Source organism: Marinoscillum sp. (assembly GCF_965229915.1).
In the GTDB taxonomy this organism is placed as follows: domain Bacteria; phylum Bacteroidota; class Bacteroidia; order Cytophagales; family Cyclobacteriaceae; genus Marinoscillum.
Genome location: NZ_CBDDJZ010000001.1, coordinates 1,622,743 through 1,641,221, shown reverse-complemented (window position 1 = coordinate 1,641,221; position 18,479 = coordinate 1,622,743). Strand labels below are relative to the sequence as shown.

Annotated in this window: 19 protein-coding genes; 15 read left to right on the top strand and 4 right to left on the bottom strand. The window is 43.0% G+C overall.

Annotated elements, in window-relative coordinates; genetic code table 11:
* Window positions 1-47 precede the first annotated feature (47 nt).
* Window positions 48-1,736 carry a PAS domain-containing sensor histidine kinase gene (locus ACO067_RS07080; protein WP_421872424.1) on the bottom strand — a complete coding sequence of 563 codons (1,689 nt, stop codon included), beginning with the start codon at window positions 1,734-1,736 and terminating at the stop codon, window positions 48-50.
* A gap of 93 nt (window positions 1,737-1,829) precedes the next feature.
* Window positions 1,830-4,619 carry a putative LPS assembly protein LptD gene (locus tag ACO067_RS07075; RefSeq protein ID WP_421872422.1) on the bottom strand — a complete coding sequence of 930 codons (2,790 nt, stop codon included), beginning with the start codon at window positions 4,617-4,619 and terminating at the stop codon, window positions 1,830-1,832.
* An 80-nt stretch (window positions 4,620-4,699) separates the two neighbouring features.
* Between ACO067_RS07075 and ACO067_RS07070 the strand changes: the two genes are divergently transcribed.
* The 8 genes from ACO067_RS07070 to ACO067_RS07035 all read left to right on the top strand — a co-directional run bounded on the left by ACO067_RS07070 (window position 4,700) and on the right by ACO067_RS07035 (window position 13,309).
* Entirely contained in the window at window positions 4,700-5,482 is a 783-nt protein-coding gene (locus ACO067_RS07070; protein ID WP_421872420.1) for an N-acetylmuramoyl-L-alanine amidase family protein, read from the top strand.
* 15 nt (window positions 5,483-5,497) lie between these two features.
* Entirely contained in the window at window positions 5,498-6,439 is a 942-nt protein-coding gene (locus ACO067_RS07065) for an MlaD family protein (RefSeq protein WP_421872418.1), read from the top strand.
* Window positions 6,440-6,495: 56 nt separating this feature from the next.
* A complete protein-coding gene (locus ACO067_RS07060; RefSeq protein WP_421872416.1) occupies window positions 6,496-8,136 on the top strand; it encodes an acyl-CoA carboxylase subunit beta in 1,641 nt (546 codons plus the stop codon).
* Window positions 8,137-8,238: 102 nt separating this feature from the next.
* Window positions 8,239-9,063 carry a transglutaminase-like domain-containing protein gene (locus ACO067_RS07055; RefSeq protein ID WP_421872414.1) on the top strand — a complete coding sequence of 275 codons (825 nt, stop codon included), beginning with the start codon at window positions 8,239-8,241 and terminating at the stop codon, window positions 9,061-9,063.
* A gap of 120 nt (window positions 9,064-9,183) precedes the next feature.
* A complete protein-coding gene (locus ACO067_RS07050; RefSeq protein ID WP_421872412.1) occupies window positions 9,184-11,109 on the top strand; it encodes a fasciclin domain-containing protein in 1,926 nt (641 codons plus the stop codon).
* A gap of 78 nt (window positions 11,110-11,187) precedes the next feature.
* Window positions 11,188-12,195 carry a sensor histidine kinase gene (locus tag ACO067_RS07045; RefSeq protein ID WP_421872409.1) on the top strand — a complete coding sequence of 336 codons (1,008 nt, stop codon included), beginning with the start codon at window positions 11,188-11,190 and terminating at the stop codon, window positions 12,193-12,195.
* On the top strand, window positions 12,196-12,951 hold the full coding sequence (locus tag ACO067_RS07040; RefSeq protein ID WP_421872405.1) for a LytR/AlgR family response regulator transcription factor: 756 nt from the start codon (window positions 12,196-12,198) through the stop codon (window positions 12,949-12,951).
* Window positions 12,952-12,958: 7 nt separating this feature from the next.
* Window positions 12,959-13,309, top strand: coding sequence for a hypothetical protein (locus ACO067_RS07035; RefSeq protein WP_421872402.1), 351 nt, complete (start codon window positions 12,959-12,961; stop codon window positions 13,307-13,309).
* Here the strand turns inward: ACO067_RS07035 and ACO067_RS07030 are convergent.
* A complete protein-coding gene (locus ACO067_RS07030; RefSeq protein ID WP_421872400.1) occupies window positions 13,306-13,911 on the bottom strand; it encodes a 4'-phosphopantetheinyl transferase family protein in 606 nt (201 codons plus the stop codon). The genes ACO067_RS07035 and ACO067_RS07030 overlap by 4 nt on opposite strands.
* Window positions 13,912-13,959: 48 nt before the next feature.
* Here ACO067_RS07030 and ACO067_RS07025 point away from each other — a divergent pair, with 48 nt between their 5' ends.
* The 3 genes from ACO067_RS07025 to folB are packed head-to-tail and all read left to right on the top strand — an operon-like array spanning window position 13,960 to window position 16,028.
* Window positions 13,960-14,871, top strand: coding sequence for a WD40 repeat domain-containing protein (locus ACO067_RS07025; protein WP_421872397.1), 912 nt, complete (start codon window positions 13,960-13,962; stop codon window positions 14,869-14,871).
* Window positions 14,872-14,895: 24 nt separating this feature from the next.
* On the top strand, window positions 14,896-15,678 hold the full coding sequence (locus tag ACO067_RS07020; protein ID WP_421872393.1) for a DivIVA domain-containing protein: 783 nt from the start codon (window positions 14,896-14,898) through the stop codon (window positions 15,676-15,678).
* A complete protein-coding gene (folB, locus tag ACO067_RS07015) occupies window positions 15,678-16,028 on the top strand; it encodes a dihydroneopterin aldolase (protein ID WP_421872389.1) in 351 nt (116 codons plus the stop codon). The genes ACO067_RS07020 and folB overlap by 1 nt, the downstream gene beginning before the upstream one ends.
* Here folB and ACO067_RS07010 read toward each other — a convergent pair whose 3' ends face one another.
* Entirely contained in the window at window positions 16,029-16,325 is a 297-nt protein-coding gene (locus ACO067_RS07010) for an iron-sulfur cluster biosynthesis family protein (RefSeq protein WP_421872386.1), read from the bottom strand.
* Between the two features lie 56 nt (window positions 16,326-16,381).
* Here ACO067_RS07010 and ACO067_RS07005 point away from each other — a divergent pair, with 56 nt between their 5' ends.
* The 4 genes from ACO067_RS07005 to dtd are packed head-to-tail and all read left to right on the top strand — an operon-like array spanning window position 16,382 to window position 18,442.
* Complete coding sequence (locus tag ACO067_RS07005; RefSeq protein ID WP_421872384.1) at window positions 16,382-16,903, top strand: hypothetical protein; 522 nt, start codon at window positions 16,382-16,384, stop codon at window positions 16,901-16,903.
* A 3-nt stretch (window positions 16,904-16,906) separates the two neighbouring features.
* Complete coding sequence (locus tag ACO067_RS07000; RefSeq protein WP_421872382.1) at window positions 16,907-17,296, top strand: YkvA family protein; 390 nt, start codon at window positions 16,907-16,909, stop codon at window positions 17,294-17,296.
* Window positions 17,297-17,315: 19 nt separating this feature from the next.
* Window positions 17,316-17,996 carry an oxidoreductase gene (locus tag ACO067_RS06995; protein ID WP_421872380.1) on the top strand — a complete coding sequence of 227 codons (681 nt, stop codon included), beginning with the start codon at window positions 17,316-17,318 and terminating at the stop codon, window positions 17,994-17,996.
* Window positions 17,993-18,442, top strand: coding sequence for a D-aminoacyl-tRNA deacylase (gene dtd / locus ACO067_RS06990; protein ID WP_421872377.1), 450 nt, complete (start codon window positions 17,993-17,995; stop codon window positions 18,440-18,442). Before ACO067_RS06995 ends, dtd begins: the two co-directional genes overlap by 4 nt.
* Window positions 18,443-18,479: the final 37 nt, after the last annotated feature.

The window sequence follows — 18,479 nt, the reverse complement described above, 5'->3', positions numbered from 1 at the left end:
AAGCAAGTAAAAGTTGACGAAATGACCAATTAAGGTTTCAAATGATATTAAAGTGTAGGCAAGACAACGGTTAGTGAGGTACCTTGACCAGGTTTGGAGTCTAGTAAGAAGATGCCATTGCTTTGGCTCACTCGCTGCTGAATATTCTTCAAACCGTTACCGTTTTGGTAGCCATTGACGTCAAAACCTACACCATCATCCTTAATATTGAGCGTTAGGTTTTCTGAATCTCTGATCAGCGAAAGGTTCACTCTTGTGGCATTGGCATATTTCATGATGTTGGCGAGACCCTCCTGAAAAATGCGATAAATGTGAGTGGACAATTCATGATTAATTTGCTGCTCATCAAAATCGAATGTGTAGTCGACTTCAGAGTCTAGTGGACATGAGTCAATAGTCTCAAGAAGGGCATTTTTTAACCCTAAATTATCAATGGTTCTTAAAGATAGATTGCGAGTAAGCTGTCTGGTTTCCTCTATGGCCGACCGGATGAGCTCTGAAGCTATCGCTAGTTTGCTCTGTGCTTCTTGGTGGAGTTCCAAAACTGACAGATGCATGTTAGCGGCTACTAGTTTTTGGATCAATCCATCGTGCAGGTCTGCAGCAATGGTTTTGCGTTCGTTTTCCTGGGCATTCAGAATTGCCTGCTGATTAGTGCGAGCTTCTCCTATGTCTACCATTGTGCCGAAAACCATCCTGTTTTTGTGGATCAACTCTGCACTCATAATCGTGCGACAGTAGATGGTGCGTTTGGTTGTGGATGAGATGATCCGATGTTCAATACTATTCTTTCGCCTCGTTTCTATGGTTTGGTGGAGGGTGTTGATGAAGTTCTGTTGATCCGCAGGATGGATAGTAGAGATCAGATCTGCCTGTGAAGTCAGGTCATCCTGGTCTAGCTCCATCATTTGCAGCAGATGATCCGAACATAGGATGCGTGATTGATCAATGAGCAATTCGAAACTACCGGACTTTGTAAGTAACTCAGATTGGTTAAGGAGCAGGGAGTTGCGCTGGTGGAGTGACTCTTGTTGTTTTTTGATAGTCACATCCCTGGAAATCCCTACCATACCGATCAGTTCTTCATTGGAGTCAAATACAGGTGTTTTGATCGTTTCTAGGTATCTCCTGGTATTTGTTTTGTCAGTATAGTTAGTCTCAAACTTGATAGATCGAGCGTTTTCCAGCACGTAGCGATCAGACTCGATGGAGGTGGCATGAATATCTAAAGGGAAAAGATCTTCATCTTTCTTGCCGATCAGTTCTGATTTATCAAGTTTGAAGTGATCCAAAAAGGCGTGGTTGGCAGTCAGGTAATTGAAATGGAGGTCCTTGAAAAAGATCAGGTCAGGTACACTGTGTATGAGCGTATTGAATAGCTCCAAAGCGATCACTTCTTCACTGTCAGGCATGCGTACAATGGATTTAAGCAATTGAGTCAGTGAATCCAAACGGATAAATACCAGCTCTCCGAGTTCGGATGGTTGATGCTTTGAAGAGGTGAGAATTATCTGAGTATTAGGAATAGACACAGGAAGCTGACTCACATGTTGACGTAGCGAGTAGTCGACTATGATGAGACTTTTAGTGTACTGAAGCGTATCGAAAAAGCTCTTATTCTCCACATGGATCACTTCCAGATGACTAATGGATTTCAGTTCGGATTTCAGGTATCTGTAATCTTCTAGAGACTCGGTCCAATAATAAATGCCAATTTGATTTTTTGGTATGGTCAATGGTGTGGGGTTGTTTGGCGGTATGAAAGTGTTTACCAAAAATTCAAGTTAGGCCATAACAAACAGTTAAGCAAAAAGAATTTTGGTTTCTTTTTATCTGCCAAAGAAATCCTGGAAGCTTCTACGTTTTTCCAGCTTTAGGTCTTGTAGCAATGCGGATTTAGGACGGATGGTCAGCGCAAATGACTGATACCTACCGAAAGGTACCCAGGAGAAGTTCAAACTCCAGCAATGCAAGTCCCTTACTACTCCCAGACGAGTCTGAGTAAAGTCTTTATTTTTTACATCGTACCCACTGTTGAAGGTGATCTGTGTCTTTTCCGTAAGACCGAGGGTACCACTAAACTGTAAGCCATGACTGCTTATTTCCGGATCAGCCAACCCTCTTTTAGACCTGTTGATGTTATAGCTAATTCTCAATGTCCACGGCACATCGAAATCCACGTATTCTTCAGGGTTTCGGCGGATGTAGTCTTTTTCCTCTTCAGTCCCAAACTCACTATTGTTGAGGTCATCGTTCAGATTACCAAAAGCATTGTTCGGATTGTTTGGGTTGTTGGGGTCGTTTGGATTGTTTTCGTTCTTGTTATTCTTGGCATTTTTAGGTCGCAAGTTGATACTTACTGCTGTGCTAAGTCGGTCTAGAGTACCCAGTCCACCTCCATTATTCCATGCATATCGATCCACCCGTCTACCTTGCTCAGTGCCATTCTCTACATATTGATATGGATCGAAATTTCCAGAAAGCGTCAGGCTTACATTTTTATTGAAGAAGCTGGTCCGTGCATTCCAGCTCATGTTGCTCAGTTTAAAACTGTCTGCGGCAAAGTTATACCCGGTGTTCATGGAGAGGTTATCGAATATTTTCACCTTTTTGAATTCGTTTGCGGTGTCTTTGCGGGTGCGAACTTTCATTTCCAGGTTGTTGGTAATGGATAGTCCAACCGTTTTACTTTCTGATCCGGTAGGGCTCCCATAGGCAAATCCTTGATATTTGGATACACGAGCTGTACGGCCCGTGGAGTCTACCTGTATGGTTTCATATACTCCATATTTTTCACTTCCAAAATCAGGATTGTAGGTGAAACTTACACTTGGAGTAATCACATGCCTGATCGCCTCTACTCCAGGTATGGCCTTCAGATAATACATACCGTAAAGCCTCGTGTTAACTGAAGCCCCAGAGGTCCAGCTTCCGGCCCTGCTGAATCCCTGGACCGTATCCACTTGCACGCCATTTTCCTCCGGGATATAGGTGTAATCCAACTCTCTGGTGTACCATACTTCCTGGTAGTTGAAACTAGGGCTTACAGTGAAGTACTTCAGCATGTTAAATGAAGTTGACACTGGAATGGAATGTCTTCCTCCGATTTTTGCCCGATCATAGATCTCATCGAAGTTTTCCAGATTAAAGGTCAGTGTATCTTTGTAAACGTCACTTTCATTGACCACATCGAAATTTAATCCGGTGGAGTTGATAGGTCGGTTGGATATTTCATTTTTAGCTACAAAGTTGTGACTGAAACTGATTTTAGCCAATGGCGACTTGGAGTTGCTGATGAGCTTTTTGAATGGATAGATCCGCTGTACGTTCACCGCTAAATCGGGCAGTGTCACATCATAGATCCCAGTCTGTACATTTTGTCGCAATCGGAAGTTGGAAGAAAAATTGACCGGAAGTCTTCTGAATCGCTGATTATAACTCAAACTAGACGTGTACTCTGAAGTGATACTTCTGGTTGGGTCTGATAGTACTAAGTTGTTTTGATTGTTGTAGTTGGTGGATCCCGCCGAAACGGATGCACTCAAGCTGGAATTGCCGCGCGTTTCTGGTGTCAGGTTCCACCTTACCCAGAAGGAATCGGATTCAGATTCCTGCAGTTCACTCTGAGTGATATTTTTGGTATAGGACAAGTTGAGAGCACCATTGAATTTGTAGCGTACTTTGTAGTTGGTCGTAGCGTCAACTGCGTAGCCTCCTTTACTGTAAATATCTCCTGTTAAGCGCATGTCCACATAGTCGCTGATAGCAAAATAATATCCACCGTTTCTCAAGAAGAAACCTCGCCGGGTTTCTTCACCATAAGATGGGAAAATGATGCCTGATGCTTTTTCCTTTGGTTGTGGGAACATCCCAAAAGGAAACCAAAGTGGGGTAGGCACCTCCCGAAACTTCATATTGAATGGGCCCGAGATGACCTGTTTGCCGGGAACCACTTTGATCTTATCCGACTCAATAAAAAAGTGTGGATCTGACAGATTGCATGTGGTATATTTGGCACCTCTGATGAACAACTCATCTTCACTATTCTTTTTCACATCTTCACCATGCATGAAAGCTCCGTCTTTTTCAGTAATCACCCCCTTGATGATAGCCTTTTTGGTTTTGAAGTTGTACTGGATATCTTCTGTCTCGTATACATCGCTGGACTGAGAAAAGACCGGCTTACCGCGCTTTCGTCCCAATGTGTCCGTTGCGTATTGTGCTTTGATGATGCGCTCATTCCAGTTGATTGACGTTTGTTCTGCCTCCAGCGAGATATTACCATAGTCAATATGGGTATTTCCATATAGGAACAACTTTCTATTCTCTATATCAAAGATCATAGAGTCTTCCGCGTTGTAATTGATGGTTGTTTCAATATCGTTTTTACGCGGTTTGTCCTTGACTATATTGGCTGAATCGGCTTGTGTGATCAAGGAGTCAGCAATTGCGGCATTATTTATGCTGTCTTGTCCCGGTATGAATGGATCACCAGAAAATTCTACCTCCGGATGCTCCAAAGGAGGTCTTTCTTTGGACTGTTGGGATAGGGAATCTACCTGCGCGGTAATTTTGGATGCGACCAACAATAAAATAAATACAAACGCAGTTCTCCTCAAGCCCTCCAGATTTTATTTAGTGGTGAAAAATTTACAATTTTGCGTAAAATTATGGGATTTTAGTATATAACCGAGTAGCCGTGAGAAATATTGCAGTCACTTTTGGGATTTCTGTCTTGCTGGTACTGAGCGCCTTCAATCCAGTAGGTGTTAGGAGTTATAAAATTGATAAGATCGTTATCGATCCTGGCCATGGGGGCAAGGACCCTGGCACGCATGGTTCCATTTCCAAAGAAAAGGATGTAGCTCTTGGTATTGCGCTGGAGCTGGGTAGAATCATCAAGGATAACTTACCAGACGTCACCATCGAGTACACACGAAAAGACGACAGCTTTCCTGAGCTGGATGAACGTGCAGATGTGGCCAATAAAATAGATGCTGACCTTTTTATATCCATTCATGCCAACTGGGTGGGCAATCCACGTGTCCATGGTACGGAAACCTATGTAATGGGTGTGGAAAAAATGGATGAGAACTTCAAAGTGGTGAGCCGTGAAAACTCTGTCATTCTACTCGAAGAGAACTACGAGGAAAAGTACGATGGCTTTGATCCGAACTCTCCAGAGTCCTATATTCTATTTTCTCTATACCAAAGTGCCTTTCAGGAGAACAGTCTTCGGCTGGCGCAAAAGATTGAAGATCAGATGCAAACACGCGTTGGTCGCAATAGTAGAGGTGTGCGACCAGCTCCTTTTTTGGTGCTGCGCAAAACATCCATGCCAAGTGTTTTGTTTGAAGTGGGTTACCTTAGTAATGCGAAAGAAGAAAAGGACCTCAATGATCGCCTAAACCAAGTATACATCGCTTCAGGTATTTTTAGGGCTTTTCGAGATTATAAGCAGGAACTGGAATCGATGAACTAAATAAAAATTGACCGCATGTCAAAAGAATTCAAAGTAGGACTAATAGCACTAATAGCAGGGGTGCTCTTGTACTACGGTTTTAACTTCTTGAAGGGAAACGACTTTTTTTCACCTACCAATAAATACTATGTCCTCTACGATAACGTGGACGGTCTGAATAAATCCAACCCTGTAATTATCAATGGTTTAGCTGTGGGGCGGGTGAGTCGTATTCAGCTGCTACAAGATGCAGAGAACCTTATTTTGGTGGAGTTGGATATAGATGAAAGTATAGAGCTTGGTGACTCTACTGTGGCTTCCTTGTCCAATACTGACTTTTTAGGGAGTAAAGGGATCATTCTGGATGTAGGCCCTCTGGACAACCCGATTATGCCTGGTGATACGCTCATCCCTTTTCAGGACAAGGGACTGAGTGAGCTTTTTGCCAGTGCAGAACCTGTGGCCAGTAACTTGAATACGACCATTACTAGGGTCAATGAAATTTTGATTGGGTTGAAAGGAAGTGGAGAGAAAATCAATGAAACATTAGATGAGGTCAGGATCATGACCAAGAGTGTCAATGGAATTATCAACGAAAACGAGATGAAGCTTGCCAGCATCATGTCCAGCACTTCTTCGCTCATCGCCAAGCTGGATGCCAAATTGGACAATATTGATCCTCTTTTGAACAAAACTGAAGGAGTCTTAGACTCTCTTAACAACCTGGAAATCAACAAGACCCTGGCCTCTGTGCGAACGACCATGGACAGCCTGAATATGACGATTACCCAACTAAAGGACCCTGATGGTACTCTAGGTAAATTCATATCAGATGATTCTTTGTACAATTCCATACAAAAAACCATTTCAGATTTTGATAGTCTGGCCAATCACCTGAACTATTACCCAAAACACTTCTTTGCACCTCTTGGTAAGAGCCACAAAAAGGTGATGCGCGATCTTAAAAAGGAAGACTGACCCCAAAACAGTCTTCCAAACCAACATGTTAACCCAAACACCCCAAAAGTATCTTTATGGATATTAAATTCAATAAAAACGAAGATTCCAATAAACTGCTCGTCTCTGAGCTAAAACGAAAACTCGCCACTGTACATCTAGGAGGTGGCAAAAAGAAAATTGATAAGCATCACGAAAAAGGAAAGTTAACCGCGCGCGAGCGAATCGAGTATTTACTGGATTCTATGGAATCATTCCTGGAAGTAGGTGCTTTCACAGCAGATGGTATGTACGAAGAGTGGGGCGGATGTCCATCAGCAGGTGTGGTAACAGGAATTGGCTATGTATCTGGCAGGCAGTGTGTGGTGGTAGCCAACGATGCTACAGTGAAGGCCGGAGCATGGTTTCCAATGACCGCAAAGAAAAACTTACGAGCGCAGGAAATTGCGATTGAGAACAAGCTTCCGATCATTTACCTGGTAGATAGTGCTGGCGTGTTTCTACCCATGCAGGATGAAGTCTTTCCAGATAAGGAGCATTTTGGACGTCAGTTCAGAAACAATGCAAGGATGTCCTCTGAGGGCATCATTCAGATAGCAGCCATCATGGGTAGCTGTGTGGCTGGTGGTGCGTACTTGCCGATAATGTCTGATGAAGCCATGATTGTAGATAAAACCGGATCCATTTTCCTGGCAGGAAGCTACTTGGTCAAGGCAGCCATTGGTGAAGATGTAGATAATGAAACGCTGGGAGGAGCTTCTACCCATTGTGAAATATCTGGTGTGACTGACAACAAATATCCTGGAGATAAAGAATGTCTGGATGCGATTAAAAGAATATTTGATCGTATAGGAGATAATGATAAGGCTGGGTTTAATCGTGTGAAACCTCAACCACCAAAAGAGGATCCATCCAGGATCTATGGCCTTTTTCCCAACGATCGCAATACACCTTACAATATGCTGGATATCATTCGCTGCCTGGTCGATGATTCGGAATTTGAGGAATACAAGGAAGAATATGGAAAGACCATCATCACCGGGTACGGACGAATCGATGGATGGAGTGTGGGTATCGTGGCAAATCAGCGAACGGTAGTGAAAGCCAAAAAGGGAAATGGATCTAATGAAATGCAAATGGGTGGAGTGATCTACTCAGACTCTGCTGATAAAGCAGCCAGATTTATCATGAACTGTAATCAGCGCAAAATTCCATTGGTGTTTTTGCATGATGTGAACGGGTTCATGGTAGGTAGTAGATCCGAGCACGGAGGCATTATTAAGGATGGTGCCAAAATGGTCAATGCAGTTTCTAACTCTGTGGTGCCAAAGTTTAGCATTGTGCTGGGGTCTTCCTATGGTGCTGGCAACTATGCCATGTGCGGCAAAGCCTACGATCCAAGATTGATTTACGCCTGGCCAAATGCTCAGATAGCAGTAATGAGCGGAAAGTCGGCAGCCAAAACATTGCTTCAGATTAAAGTGTCGGCAATGAAAGCCAAAGGAAAGGAAATCTCTGAAGAGGATCAGCAAAAGATGCTTGACGAGATCAAGGCGAGCTATGATGCGAAGTTGAGTCCTTACTATGCGGCATCTCAGCTTTGGGTCGATGGAGTAATTGATCCGTTAGATACCAGAAAAGTGATCTCCACCGGGATTGAAGCAGCCAATAATGCTCCGATTGAAAAATCGATGAATGTAGGAGTGATTCAAACGTAGAATTGGTTTACTTTGGCTATTCTGGTATGGTGCCGTAGTGGATAGACATTAAACATTACACGTTCATTTCAATTGATAAAGGATAGCGAATTAAAAGCATTAGTGACCCTCCTGGAGGATGAAGATGAGGAAATCGTGTCTCATGTGGAGCGTAAACTCATGGAGATCGGTACTGGGGTGATTCCACTTCTGGAACGGGAGTGGGAGACAAACTTCAACCCAATGATCCAGCGACGGATCGAAGACTTAATCCATACATTACAGTTTGAGTTGCTTCAGGAAAGGCTGGAAGACTGGAAAGAAAATCGCGAGGAAGATCTACTGGAAGGACTGTGGCTGGTTGCTACTTATCAATACCCGGATTTGGACCTTGATGAACTGAGACAGGAGGTACATCAACTATACTCAGAAGTATGGCGTGAGTTATCCGATGATTTGTTGCCATTTGATCAGGTACGAATCATGAATAGTGTGCTGTTTAGCAAATTCAAATTCCGCGCAAATACCAAGAACTTTCATTCACCAGCCAACAGCATGATCAATGCCGTGTTGGAATCAAAAAAAGGGAATCCAATATCGCTTTGTAGTGTGTATCTGCTCATTGCTAAGAAACTGGAGATTCCGATCTATGGAGTCAACCTGCCCAACCTGTTTATTCTCAAATACCAGAGCGAACCCACCGAGTTTTATATCAATGCTTTCAATAAGGGGTTGATCTTTTCGAGAGAGGACATAGATAATTATCTAGATCATCTAAATATCCCTCCCCAGGATCTTTTTTACCAGCCATGCTCCAATTTGAACATCATCTTGAGATCTCTGAGAAACCTGATTGTTTCTTTCGAGAAGCTGGGAGATTATCACAAAAGCGACGAAATCAAAACCATTCTCAAACTGTTGGACGATAAGTTCACTGGTTTTGAGTAGCTGATCCAGACTTTTTTATAGTCTATTCGGTGGAATTTTTAGTCGTTTCGGTCATCATATTAATTCAAAAAACGCTGTTCCATGGTTTGTCTGATGTAAACCAAAAACATCAATTAAATCATGAAAAAGCTCGAATTAACCGCTTTAAGACTCTTTAAGAGGTATTTACTGGTATTGTTCATTCCACTACTTACTTTCACGGTGAGTTGTGATGACGATGATATGGATGACATGGACGATGACATGGAGGAACCCACCTCTACCATTTTGGAACTGGCACAATCGACCGAATCACTCAGCACGCTCGAAGCAGCTGTAGGTAACTACGATGATCTGGTAGCTGCACTAGGTGATGAAGATGCATCTTTGACAGTATTTGCTCCGACTGATGACGCCTTCGCTACATTATTGGAAGTGTTGGGTTATTCAGGGTTGGATGATATACCCGCAGATTTACTGAAGCAAGTGCTCCAATACCATGTGGTGGGTAGTGCAGCCTTATCAACAGATTTGTCTGATGGACAATCGCTACAGACACTTCTAGAGGGAGAAAGTGTAACCGTTTCTATTAACGGGTCCACTGTGATGATCAATATGAGTACAGTGACTACCGCTAATATAGAAGCCACCAATGGCGTGGTTCATATTATTGATGCTGTATTGGTTCCTTCTTTCGTTCCGGTTAGTGATATTGTGGAATTGGCCGTAGCAACAGAAGATTTGAGTGTGCTTGTACAGGCGCTGACTAAGTTTGATGATCTGGTAGCTGCTCTGAGTGATAACTCTGGTCAATTCACAGTATTTGCCCCTACAAACGAGGCTTTCCTTGATCTCTTAGGAATAGTAGGACAAGAAGAACTTGATGACATTCCTGAAAGTGTACTAAGAAGAGTACTGGAGTATCATGTAATTTCGGGAACTGTCGCCTTGTCATCAGATCTATCAGATGGACAGGAAATCGCCACAATGCTTACTGATGAATCCGTGACAGTAACTACGGGATCAGAGGTGATGATCGATAATGCTACAGTTACCATGCCTGATATCACTGCCGTGAATGGAGTAGTACACATTATCGACGGGGTATTGGTTCCGTCACTTGAGGCTAGTATTGTGAATACAGTGGTGGAGCCAGCCTATTTTAACGTGGATTTCACCACACTAACCAGTGCCGTGGTGAAAGCAGACCTGCTCAGTACTTTGATTGATGCCGAAGCTGAGTTTACCGTATTTGCTCCGACTAACGATGCTTTTGAGGCAGCAGGGATCACAAGCCTGGATGATTACACTGCAGAACAGCTCGCAGATGTTCTTCTTTATCATGTTTTGGATTTTACTGCAGATGCAGAAGCTGTAGCGGGTCTTGGTACTGGAAGTGCCGTATCGTCATTAGGCGGAGACTCTTATCTATCGATTAACTCGAATGGGATTTTTCTCAATGGTATAGCTGAGGTAGTTGCTACAGACATCACTGCTGATAATGGCATAGTTCATGTGATTGATCGCACACTAGTGCCACCTTCTAGTAATATCGTGGAGATCGCAGTAGCTGCTTCACAGGCAACAGATGCGGAATTTGGTCAGCTTGTAGCAGCACTAACGGCTGTGGAAAATGATGCAAATGCACCTAATCTCATAACCGTACTAGGTGATGCAGATGCCTCTTTCACCGTATTTGCACCTACTGATGCGGCCTTCCAGGCATTATATGATGCGGCCGGAGATCAGGATGATGATGGAGACGCAGATATCAACGATCTGGTGTCTTTTGCAGGTGGTTTGAATGTCATCGCTAATGTGTTGCAGTATCATGTGGTCAGTGGACGAGTATTCTCTACTGATATTCCAAACTTATTGGATGGAAACAGTAGTGTAACCGTAGGAACCGTCCTGGATGGTACGAGTTTCACATTGAATTCAGATCTGACGATTGAAGGAAGTGATGGAGCCCTTGGTGTAGGTCTGGATAATGCGACTATCGTTGGTACAGACATTTTGGCTACTAATGGAGTGATTCACACCATAGATCAGGTCATTTTACCATAAAATATGCTAATTTGATTTACAAAGATTTAGGGAGCTGCAGTGGCAGCTCCCATTTCTTTAATAATACCCCCCACCGAGATGTTTAAGTCTACCTATAGGTATTTGTATGTCTTGCTCCTGGCGGTCTACTCTTATTTAAACATAAAGTTTACAGAAGGAGATCAATTGCTGGGTGAGTCGGTACAGGAGGTCTATTTGATGGCCCTCATAGGTATTTTGGTCTTACTCATTTGGGAAGGCAACAGATTCCTGTTTGGTACAATACGTTTTACCAAAAAACGCATTCCACCTTATTTGCTGATATCGTTTCTGGCAAGTCTAGTGTTGGTGGCGACTCTGTCAGTGCTGAGTACATGGATATCTGTATCCATAGGCTTACAATCCACTGCACTCGCATTCAAACTATCTCTTGGGTTTGTTTTCCGAGTTAACCTGTTTCTTCACTGTGTCAATGCCATCGTGTTTTACCAGCAGTTACTCCGAAAAACTGAGATTAATATGGAGCTGGCAGAAAAAGAAAATCTACTCGCCAACTACAATGCGTTAAAAAGGCAGATTAGCCCACATTTTTTATTCAATTCATTGAACGTCTTAGATGAACTAATCGCCCAGGATCCAAAAAGAGCCAGTGACTTTCTTGCCAGGTTGTCAAAAGTGTATCGGTATGTTACCAGAAACCAAACGGTGGATTTGGTCGCATTGAGCGATGAAGTGGAGTTTATGAAATCATATAGTTATCTACTGGAGGCTAGATTTCAGAACCATTTAACCATTAGTCTGAGTATATCAGACGCTCACCTGGATAAGAAAATACTACCTGCAGCTCTGCAAATACTAGTCGAAAACACCATCAAACACAACGAAATTTCTTCATCCAAAAATCTGACGGTCTCCATCCGAACGGAGGCCGAGTATGTGGTCGTTGAAAATACAATTCAACCAAAAACCACTTCCAGTGACAGATCATTAGGAATAGGGCTGCAAAACATTCAGAAGCGGTATCAGTTCTTCATTGACAAGGAAGTGAAAATACTGAATGACGGATCTGTATTTGCCGTATGGCTTCCGCTTTTGACCAGTGAATAAATGAATGTAGCCATTATTGAAGATGAACCCTTTGCCGCGGATAGGCTGGAAAGGCTTCTGCACGAAATATCCCTGGATACTCGCGTGGTATGTAAAATTGACTCGGTGAGCAAGGCCATTGATTATTTTAATTCAGACTGTTCATCTTTGGAATTGGTGTTCATGGATGTGGAACTGGCCGATGGAGTGTGTTTCGAGATTTTTAAACACGCCAATCCCGACGTGCCGATCATTTTCACTACGGCTTATGACCAATATGCCATCAAAGCATTTGATCTGAATAGCCTCCATTATCTGCTCAAACCGGTGGAAATAGTGGATGTAGCCAAAGCGATGAATAAGTTCCAGACATTGACCAGAAAGATGAACCGTCTGGAGCTTTTTGATTATTACAAGAAAAGTCCCAAAAGTCAGTACAAGGAGCATTTTCTTGGTAAAATCGGCACTAAACTATTCCATCAGTCAATCGATCAGATTGCTTACTTCTACTCAGAAGATAAGACGGTTAGTTTTGTGGATCAGTCCAAGAAAAAATATTTTGTTGATTACAATCTGGATGAGTTAATGAATCATTACCTCAACCCTGAACTTTTCTTTCGGGTGAGTCGGAAATACATCGTTCATTTACCTTTTGTTTCTACATTAATCAAATATCCGGGGCAGCGCTTAAAGATTCTATTGAGCATCGATCAGGAAGATGAAATCATCGTGAGTAAGGAACGAGTCACTGCTTTCAAGAGCTGGATTAATAACTAATGTTACTATGAGATTTATATTACTTGCCATCATACTACTGGGAGGTGTATTTCGCATGCAAGCACAGGAGACTCCTGCATATGACAGCCTGAGAAGAGAGATTCTGGCGCTGAGAGTGGACGTGAATGACATCAACCTCAGAATGAAAGACAGCAAATCCAGGTTTCAATCAGGAATACTTGTTTCCACTCTGGGATACTCTACGGTGATAGCCGGAGGGCTGATGCTCGGTAGGGAAAGGGATCAACTGGGTCAGACATTGCTAGTAACTGGTGGTGTTACAGGTCTGGTAGGTACTTATCTGCTGACGGATGCATTCAGAGTGCTGGCAGGAAAGCGCAAGCAAAAGAAGCCCTAAATGCTGTAAGCCAGATAGTAGTCTTTTACTGCTTCATAGTGAATACGGTGCCTCGACTCTTTATTGTCCTTACGAATTGTGCCGTTCATGACATCATCCGACTCAAATTCAATGAAGGTTTCATCACGCATGCTGAGTTTTTTCCGTCCGTAGATTTTGTAGAGAACTTCTTTGCCACACCAAATAGCACATAGTTTTTGCAAATCCCCCAGGTAGTTGTGTTCGCTTTCATTGACAAACTTATCCTGAATGCGAATCAGCTTGCTTCGCATACGTTCCAGGTCGATACCACAGGAGCTTTCTTTGTGAATCATGGCTGCAGCCATTGGGAACGAATGGGAAATGGAGATCTCCATAGAGGAACCGATCAGATGGGGTTTGCCAGTATCTAGCTTTTCGATACCCTTATATTCAATGCCAAATTGCCCGCAAAGACTCTTTACCAATATTCTTCCCACGATCCACTCGGCCAAACGTGTAGGATTCATCGTATCGGGCACCGGTTCATCAATCATCTTGAGTAATGCTTGATTGGTTTCCTGGATGTTCCAGACGGCATAAGCAGCACAGGGGCCTATTTGCTTAGATAATAATAGCGGCATGGCTTATTGTGATAACCTTCAGTTAATTTTACATCGAATTTATTGATTATGAGTGCAATTCAGGTAAAAAAGCAACATACTTTAACTGGTCACAAAGATAGTTTGTACACTTTGTGCAGATGGAATGAGACCACTTTTTTCTCTGCTGGCGGTGATGGTATGGTGGTCAGTTGGGATCTAACCAATCCAGAGACCGGACAGATGATCGTGAAGGTGCCCAATTCTGTTTATGCACTTGCATACTCTGAGGAGCATGAATTGCTGGTGGTGGGTCAGAATTTTAGTGGCATTCATTTGATTCATGTGGAATCCAAAAAAGAAGTAGGGTCGTTGAAGCTAACCGGTGCCTCGATTTTTGATATTCAGGTTACTTCGGATTTTATCTATGTAGCGACTGGGTCCGGCCATCTGTATCAGGTCAACTGGGACTTGCAACTGGTCAATACTGCCAAGCTCAGTGAAGTGAATCTTCGGACGATCGCCGTAGCTCCAAAAGCAACAGAGCTGGCGGTAGGAGCAAGTGATCATTATATCAGGATATTGGATGCTAAGACCTTAACAGTGAAAAAGGAATACAAGGCGCACGAAATTTCTGTGTTTGGATTGCGTTACCATCCACAGATGCCTGTGCTGATGAGTGTAAGCAGAGATGCCCGGTTCAAAGTATGGGATATCGACAATGATTATGCGCTGGTCGAAGAGGTAGTTGGACATATGTATGCTATCAATCATTTAGACTTTAGTCCAGATGAGCAATACTTTGCAACATGCAGTATGGATAAGTCCGTGAAAGTATGGGATGCACAAGAGTTTCGCCTGCTGAAAGTGATAGATAAGGCAAGGCATGCCGGTCATGCTACTTCAGTGAATAAGTTGCTGTGGATGGATTATCACAATTGGTTAGTATCTTGTAGCGATGATAGGACCATCTCAGTTTGGGAAATTGACCATTCAAATTAATTTTATTGGTAGAAACGTAGGAATATGAAAATCACTCCGTTAGAAATACGACAAAAGAATTTTGAGAAGAAGCTTCGTGGGTACGACAAGGATGAGGTGAGTGCTTTTTTGCTGTCTCTTTCCAATGAATGGGAGCGGGTTTTGGATGAGAACAAAGCCTACAAAATCAAGCTTGATCAGGCAGAGAAAGAAGTACAAAAGCTGCGTGAGGTAGAGAGCTCTCTTTTCAAAACACTGAAAACCGCTGAAGATACTGGAGCCAACCTCATAGACCAAGCCAATAAGGCCGCAGAGCTTCACCTGAAGGAGACTCAAATGAACGCAGAGGCCATGATGTCGGAGGCCAAATCGAAGGCTAAGAATATCATTGAGAAATCAGAGATGGAAGCCCGACAAATTATCGAAGAGATGCAGGAAGCCATCAAAGAGCTAGAGCAGAACTACCGCACGTTAGAAAACCATCGGGACAATATTATTTCTGAGTTGAAAAACTTCTCTGATGATATCCTGGATCGTGTAAATCGGACAGCCAAACAGAAGGGCGACTTCAAGATGGAAGATCACACCAAGCGCGTGCGAGCTTTGGTGAGGGAATCTGAGGAGCGAATCAATAAGGAGAATCTTCATGTAAAATCCGTTAAAATGGAGCCACTGAAACAACCTGAGGTGGTCAAGCCGGCAGCCTCACAGCCAGCTGAGGAAAAACCAAAACAGACTCTCAAGACTGAAACAAAACCACCAAAGAGCAAAAAACCTGCAAATAGTGGTTCAGATGGTGGGTCCTTTTTTGATGAACTAGAAGAGTAATGGGTAAGGTTTCTTTAGAAGGCATGGAGTTCTATGCACGGCATGGATACTATGAAGAAGAGCGCAAAATCGGTAACAAATACAGTGTGGACGTGACTCTGGATGTGGACTTCTCCGAAGCGGCAATGGCTGATAAGCTGGAAGGTACTGTCAATTATGAGCGGGTCTATGAAGTAATTGCCGAGGTGATGAACATTGATGCTCAGCTTCTGGAACATCTGGCAGGGAAGATTATTCGCCAGCTCAAAGAAGAGTTTCCACAAGTGAATCTGGTGGAGGTGAAGGTGAGCAAGTACAATCCCCCGATCAAAGGCCTTTGCCACCGCGCCACGGTTACACTAGAAGGTTAATCACTCTTTTGGCTGGTCCACGAAGACAAACCCTCGAGCATCCGCACCTTCGTAAAAATCTACCTCTTTGCCAATGAGAAACATCATTTCGCGCTTTTGAATGTACACCGGAATACCATCAACGTCATAGGATTGATCATTCTCCTTCTCCTTATCAAACCCGAGAATAAAGGAAACCCCACAGCCTCCACCCTTCACACCCACGCGCAAGCCATATCCTTTGGGGATTTTCTTATTGTCGATAATGTCTTTGATTTCTTTCTGAGCTTTCTCAGTTATCTGTACAGGTGCATTCATAAGGCCAAAGAAAATACTTAATTTTGATTCTTAACCTAACGGCTAACATCAAGAATATGGAGATGGTTTACGACTTGTTAAAAATTACGATTCCTGCAGCATTGATACTGTACAGTACCTACCTGATGGTTCGGTCATTTTTTAATAAGCAGTTGGATGAATTGCACCTGACATTGCGACACAAAAATCAGGAAACGGTGCTGCCCGTACGTATGCAGGCCTATGAGCGAATCTGTTTGCTTTTGGAGCGTATTTCACCCAATAATCTAATACCCAGGTTAAACGAAAAAGACATGACTGCCGGTCAGCTGCAAGGCTTGATGGTTTCAGAAATTCGGAATGAACTGAATCATAATCTCTCTCAGCAGGTTTACATGTCGGATGATGCGTGGATTTACGTGAAGAGTGCCGTGGAGCAGTTGATCTCATTAATCAATGAATCAGCCAACGAGCTTGGTGAAAGTGCCACAAGTCTTGATTTAGCGAAGACTGTGTTTCAAAAAAACATGGCCAATGAGACTGACACGATCTCCGGAGCATTGAGTTTTATCAAAAGTGAAATCAGAGAATTGTTTTGATATATGAGTAATCCTAAGATTGATACGATATTCAAAAAAGCCAAAGAAACTCTCACTGAGAATGACAAGGTGAAGGGGCTTATTGCTGAGGTGAAAACCAAAGTAGATAAGCTCAATACCGATTCTGAGGAAAGGTCTACGTTTATCTATCAGCTGCAGGTGATTGTTCGAATGGTTAGAGCACATATTAATGGCTCTTATCGGGCTTTTTCAGCCACAACTTTGTTAACATTGGTCTTCGGTTTGGTTTACTTTATCACGCCAGTCGATCTAATACCTGATTTTATACCAGCTTTAGGCTTAACAGATGATATTTCGTTAGTCTATTTCATATTCAAAAGCATGGCAGATGATATTGCCAGGTTTAGAGTGTGGGAAGAGGCCAACGCTTGATTTAATCTAAAAGCTAAATATGTCAAATAATACCGCCCTCGTAATAGGATGCACCGGTCTCGTAGGTCGCGAACTGGTCAATGTCTTTTTGGATACGACTTACTATAGTACGATCAAGTTAGTGACTAGAAGATCGCTTAATCTCAATAATGATCGCATTGAAGAGATCATATTAGAGGATTTTGACCAAATGGAAGGGATTAAAGACCAGCTCAACGCCAATGACTATTTCTGCTGCCTTGGCACGACGATGAAGATAGCTGGCTCCAAAGAAAACTTCAAAAAAGTAGACCTGGATTATCCTTTACAACTAGCCAAAATAGCAAGCCAAAGTTCGGGTTTCAGACAGTATTTAGTGGTTACCTCTGCTGGGGCTGGCTCTGGCTCTCCTTTGTTTTACAATCAGGTAAAAGGAGAATTGGAAGATGAACTTAGGAGAATGAAGCTTTCTGGCTTGATGATCTTCAGACCGTCATTGTTAATTGGGGATCGGAAGGAGTTTCGATTGGGTGAAGAGATTGCCAAAGGGTTATCAGCCGTGCTAAGTTTCTTCATGGTTGGTTTGAAGCGAAGGCTCTGGTCAATCAAAGCCTCCGATGTAGCCAAAAGCATGTTCATGATTGCCCGAGATCAGCGGAAGGGCACCAGGGTTTGGAACTCAAACGATATGATGGACCGTATAAAATCACCAGGATTTTGATAGCAGTCATTCAGAAAGTAAGTGAAGCGTCAGTCACCATAGATGGATTCATAAAAAGTGCAATTGGTCAGGGACTACTCGTGCTGTTAGGAATTGAGGATGAGGACGCCGATGAAGATATTGATTGGTTGACTAGAAAGATCGTCAACATGCGAATCTTTGAAGATGCTGATGGGGTGATGAACGAGAGCCTTTTGGATGTGCATGGCGAGATACTGGTTGTCAGTCAATTCACACTACATGCCTCCACCAAAAAAGGAAATCGTCCCTCATATATCAAGGCAGCCAAGCCTGATGTATCCGTTCCACTTTACGAAACATTTGTCAAGAAAATAGCGGAATATGGTCAGCCAGTGAAGACCGGAGAGTTTGGTGCAGACATGAAAGTGAGCCTGGTAAATGATGGTCCGGTAACCATACTGATAGATACCAAGAACAAGGTGTAATACCTTGAAAACCTTTTGCTTATTACTTAATTATTGA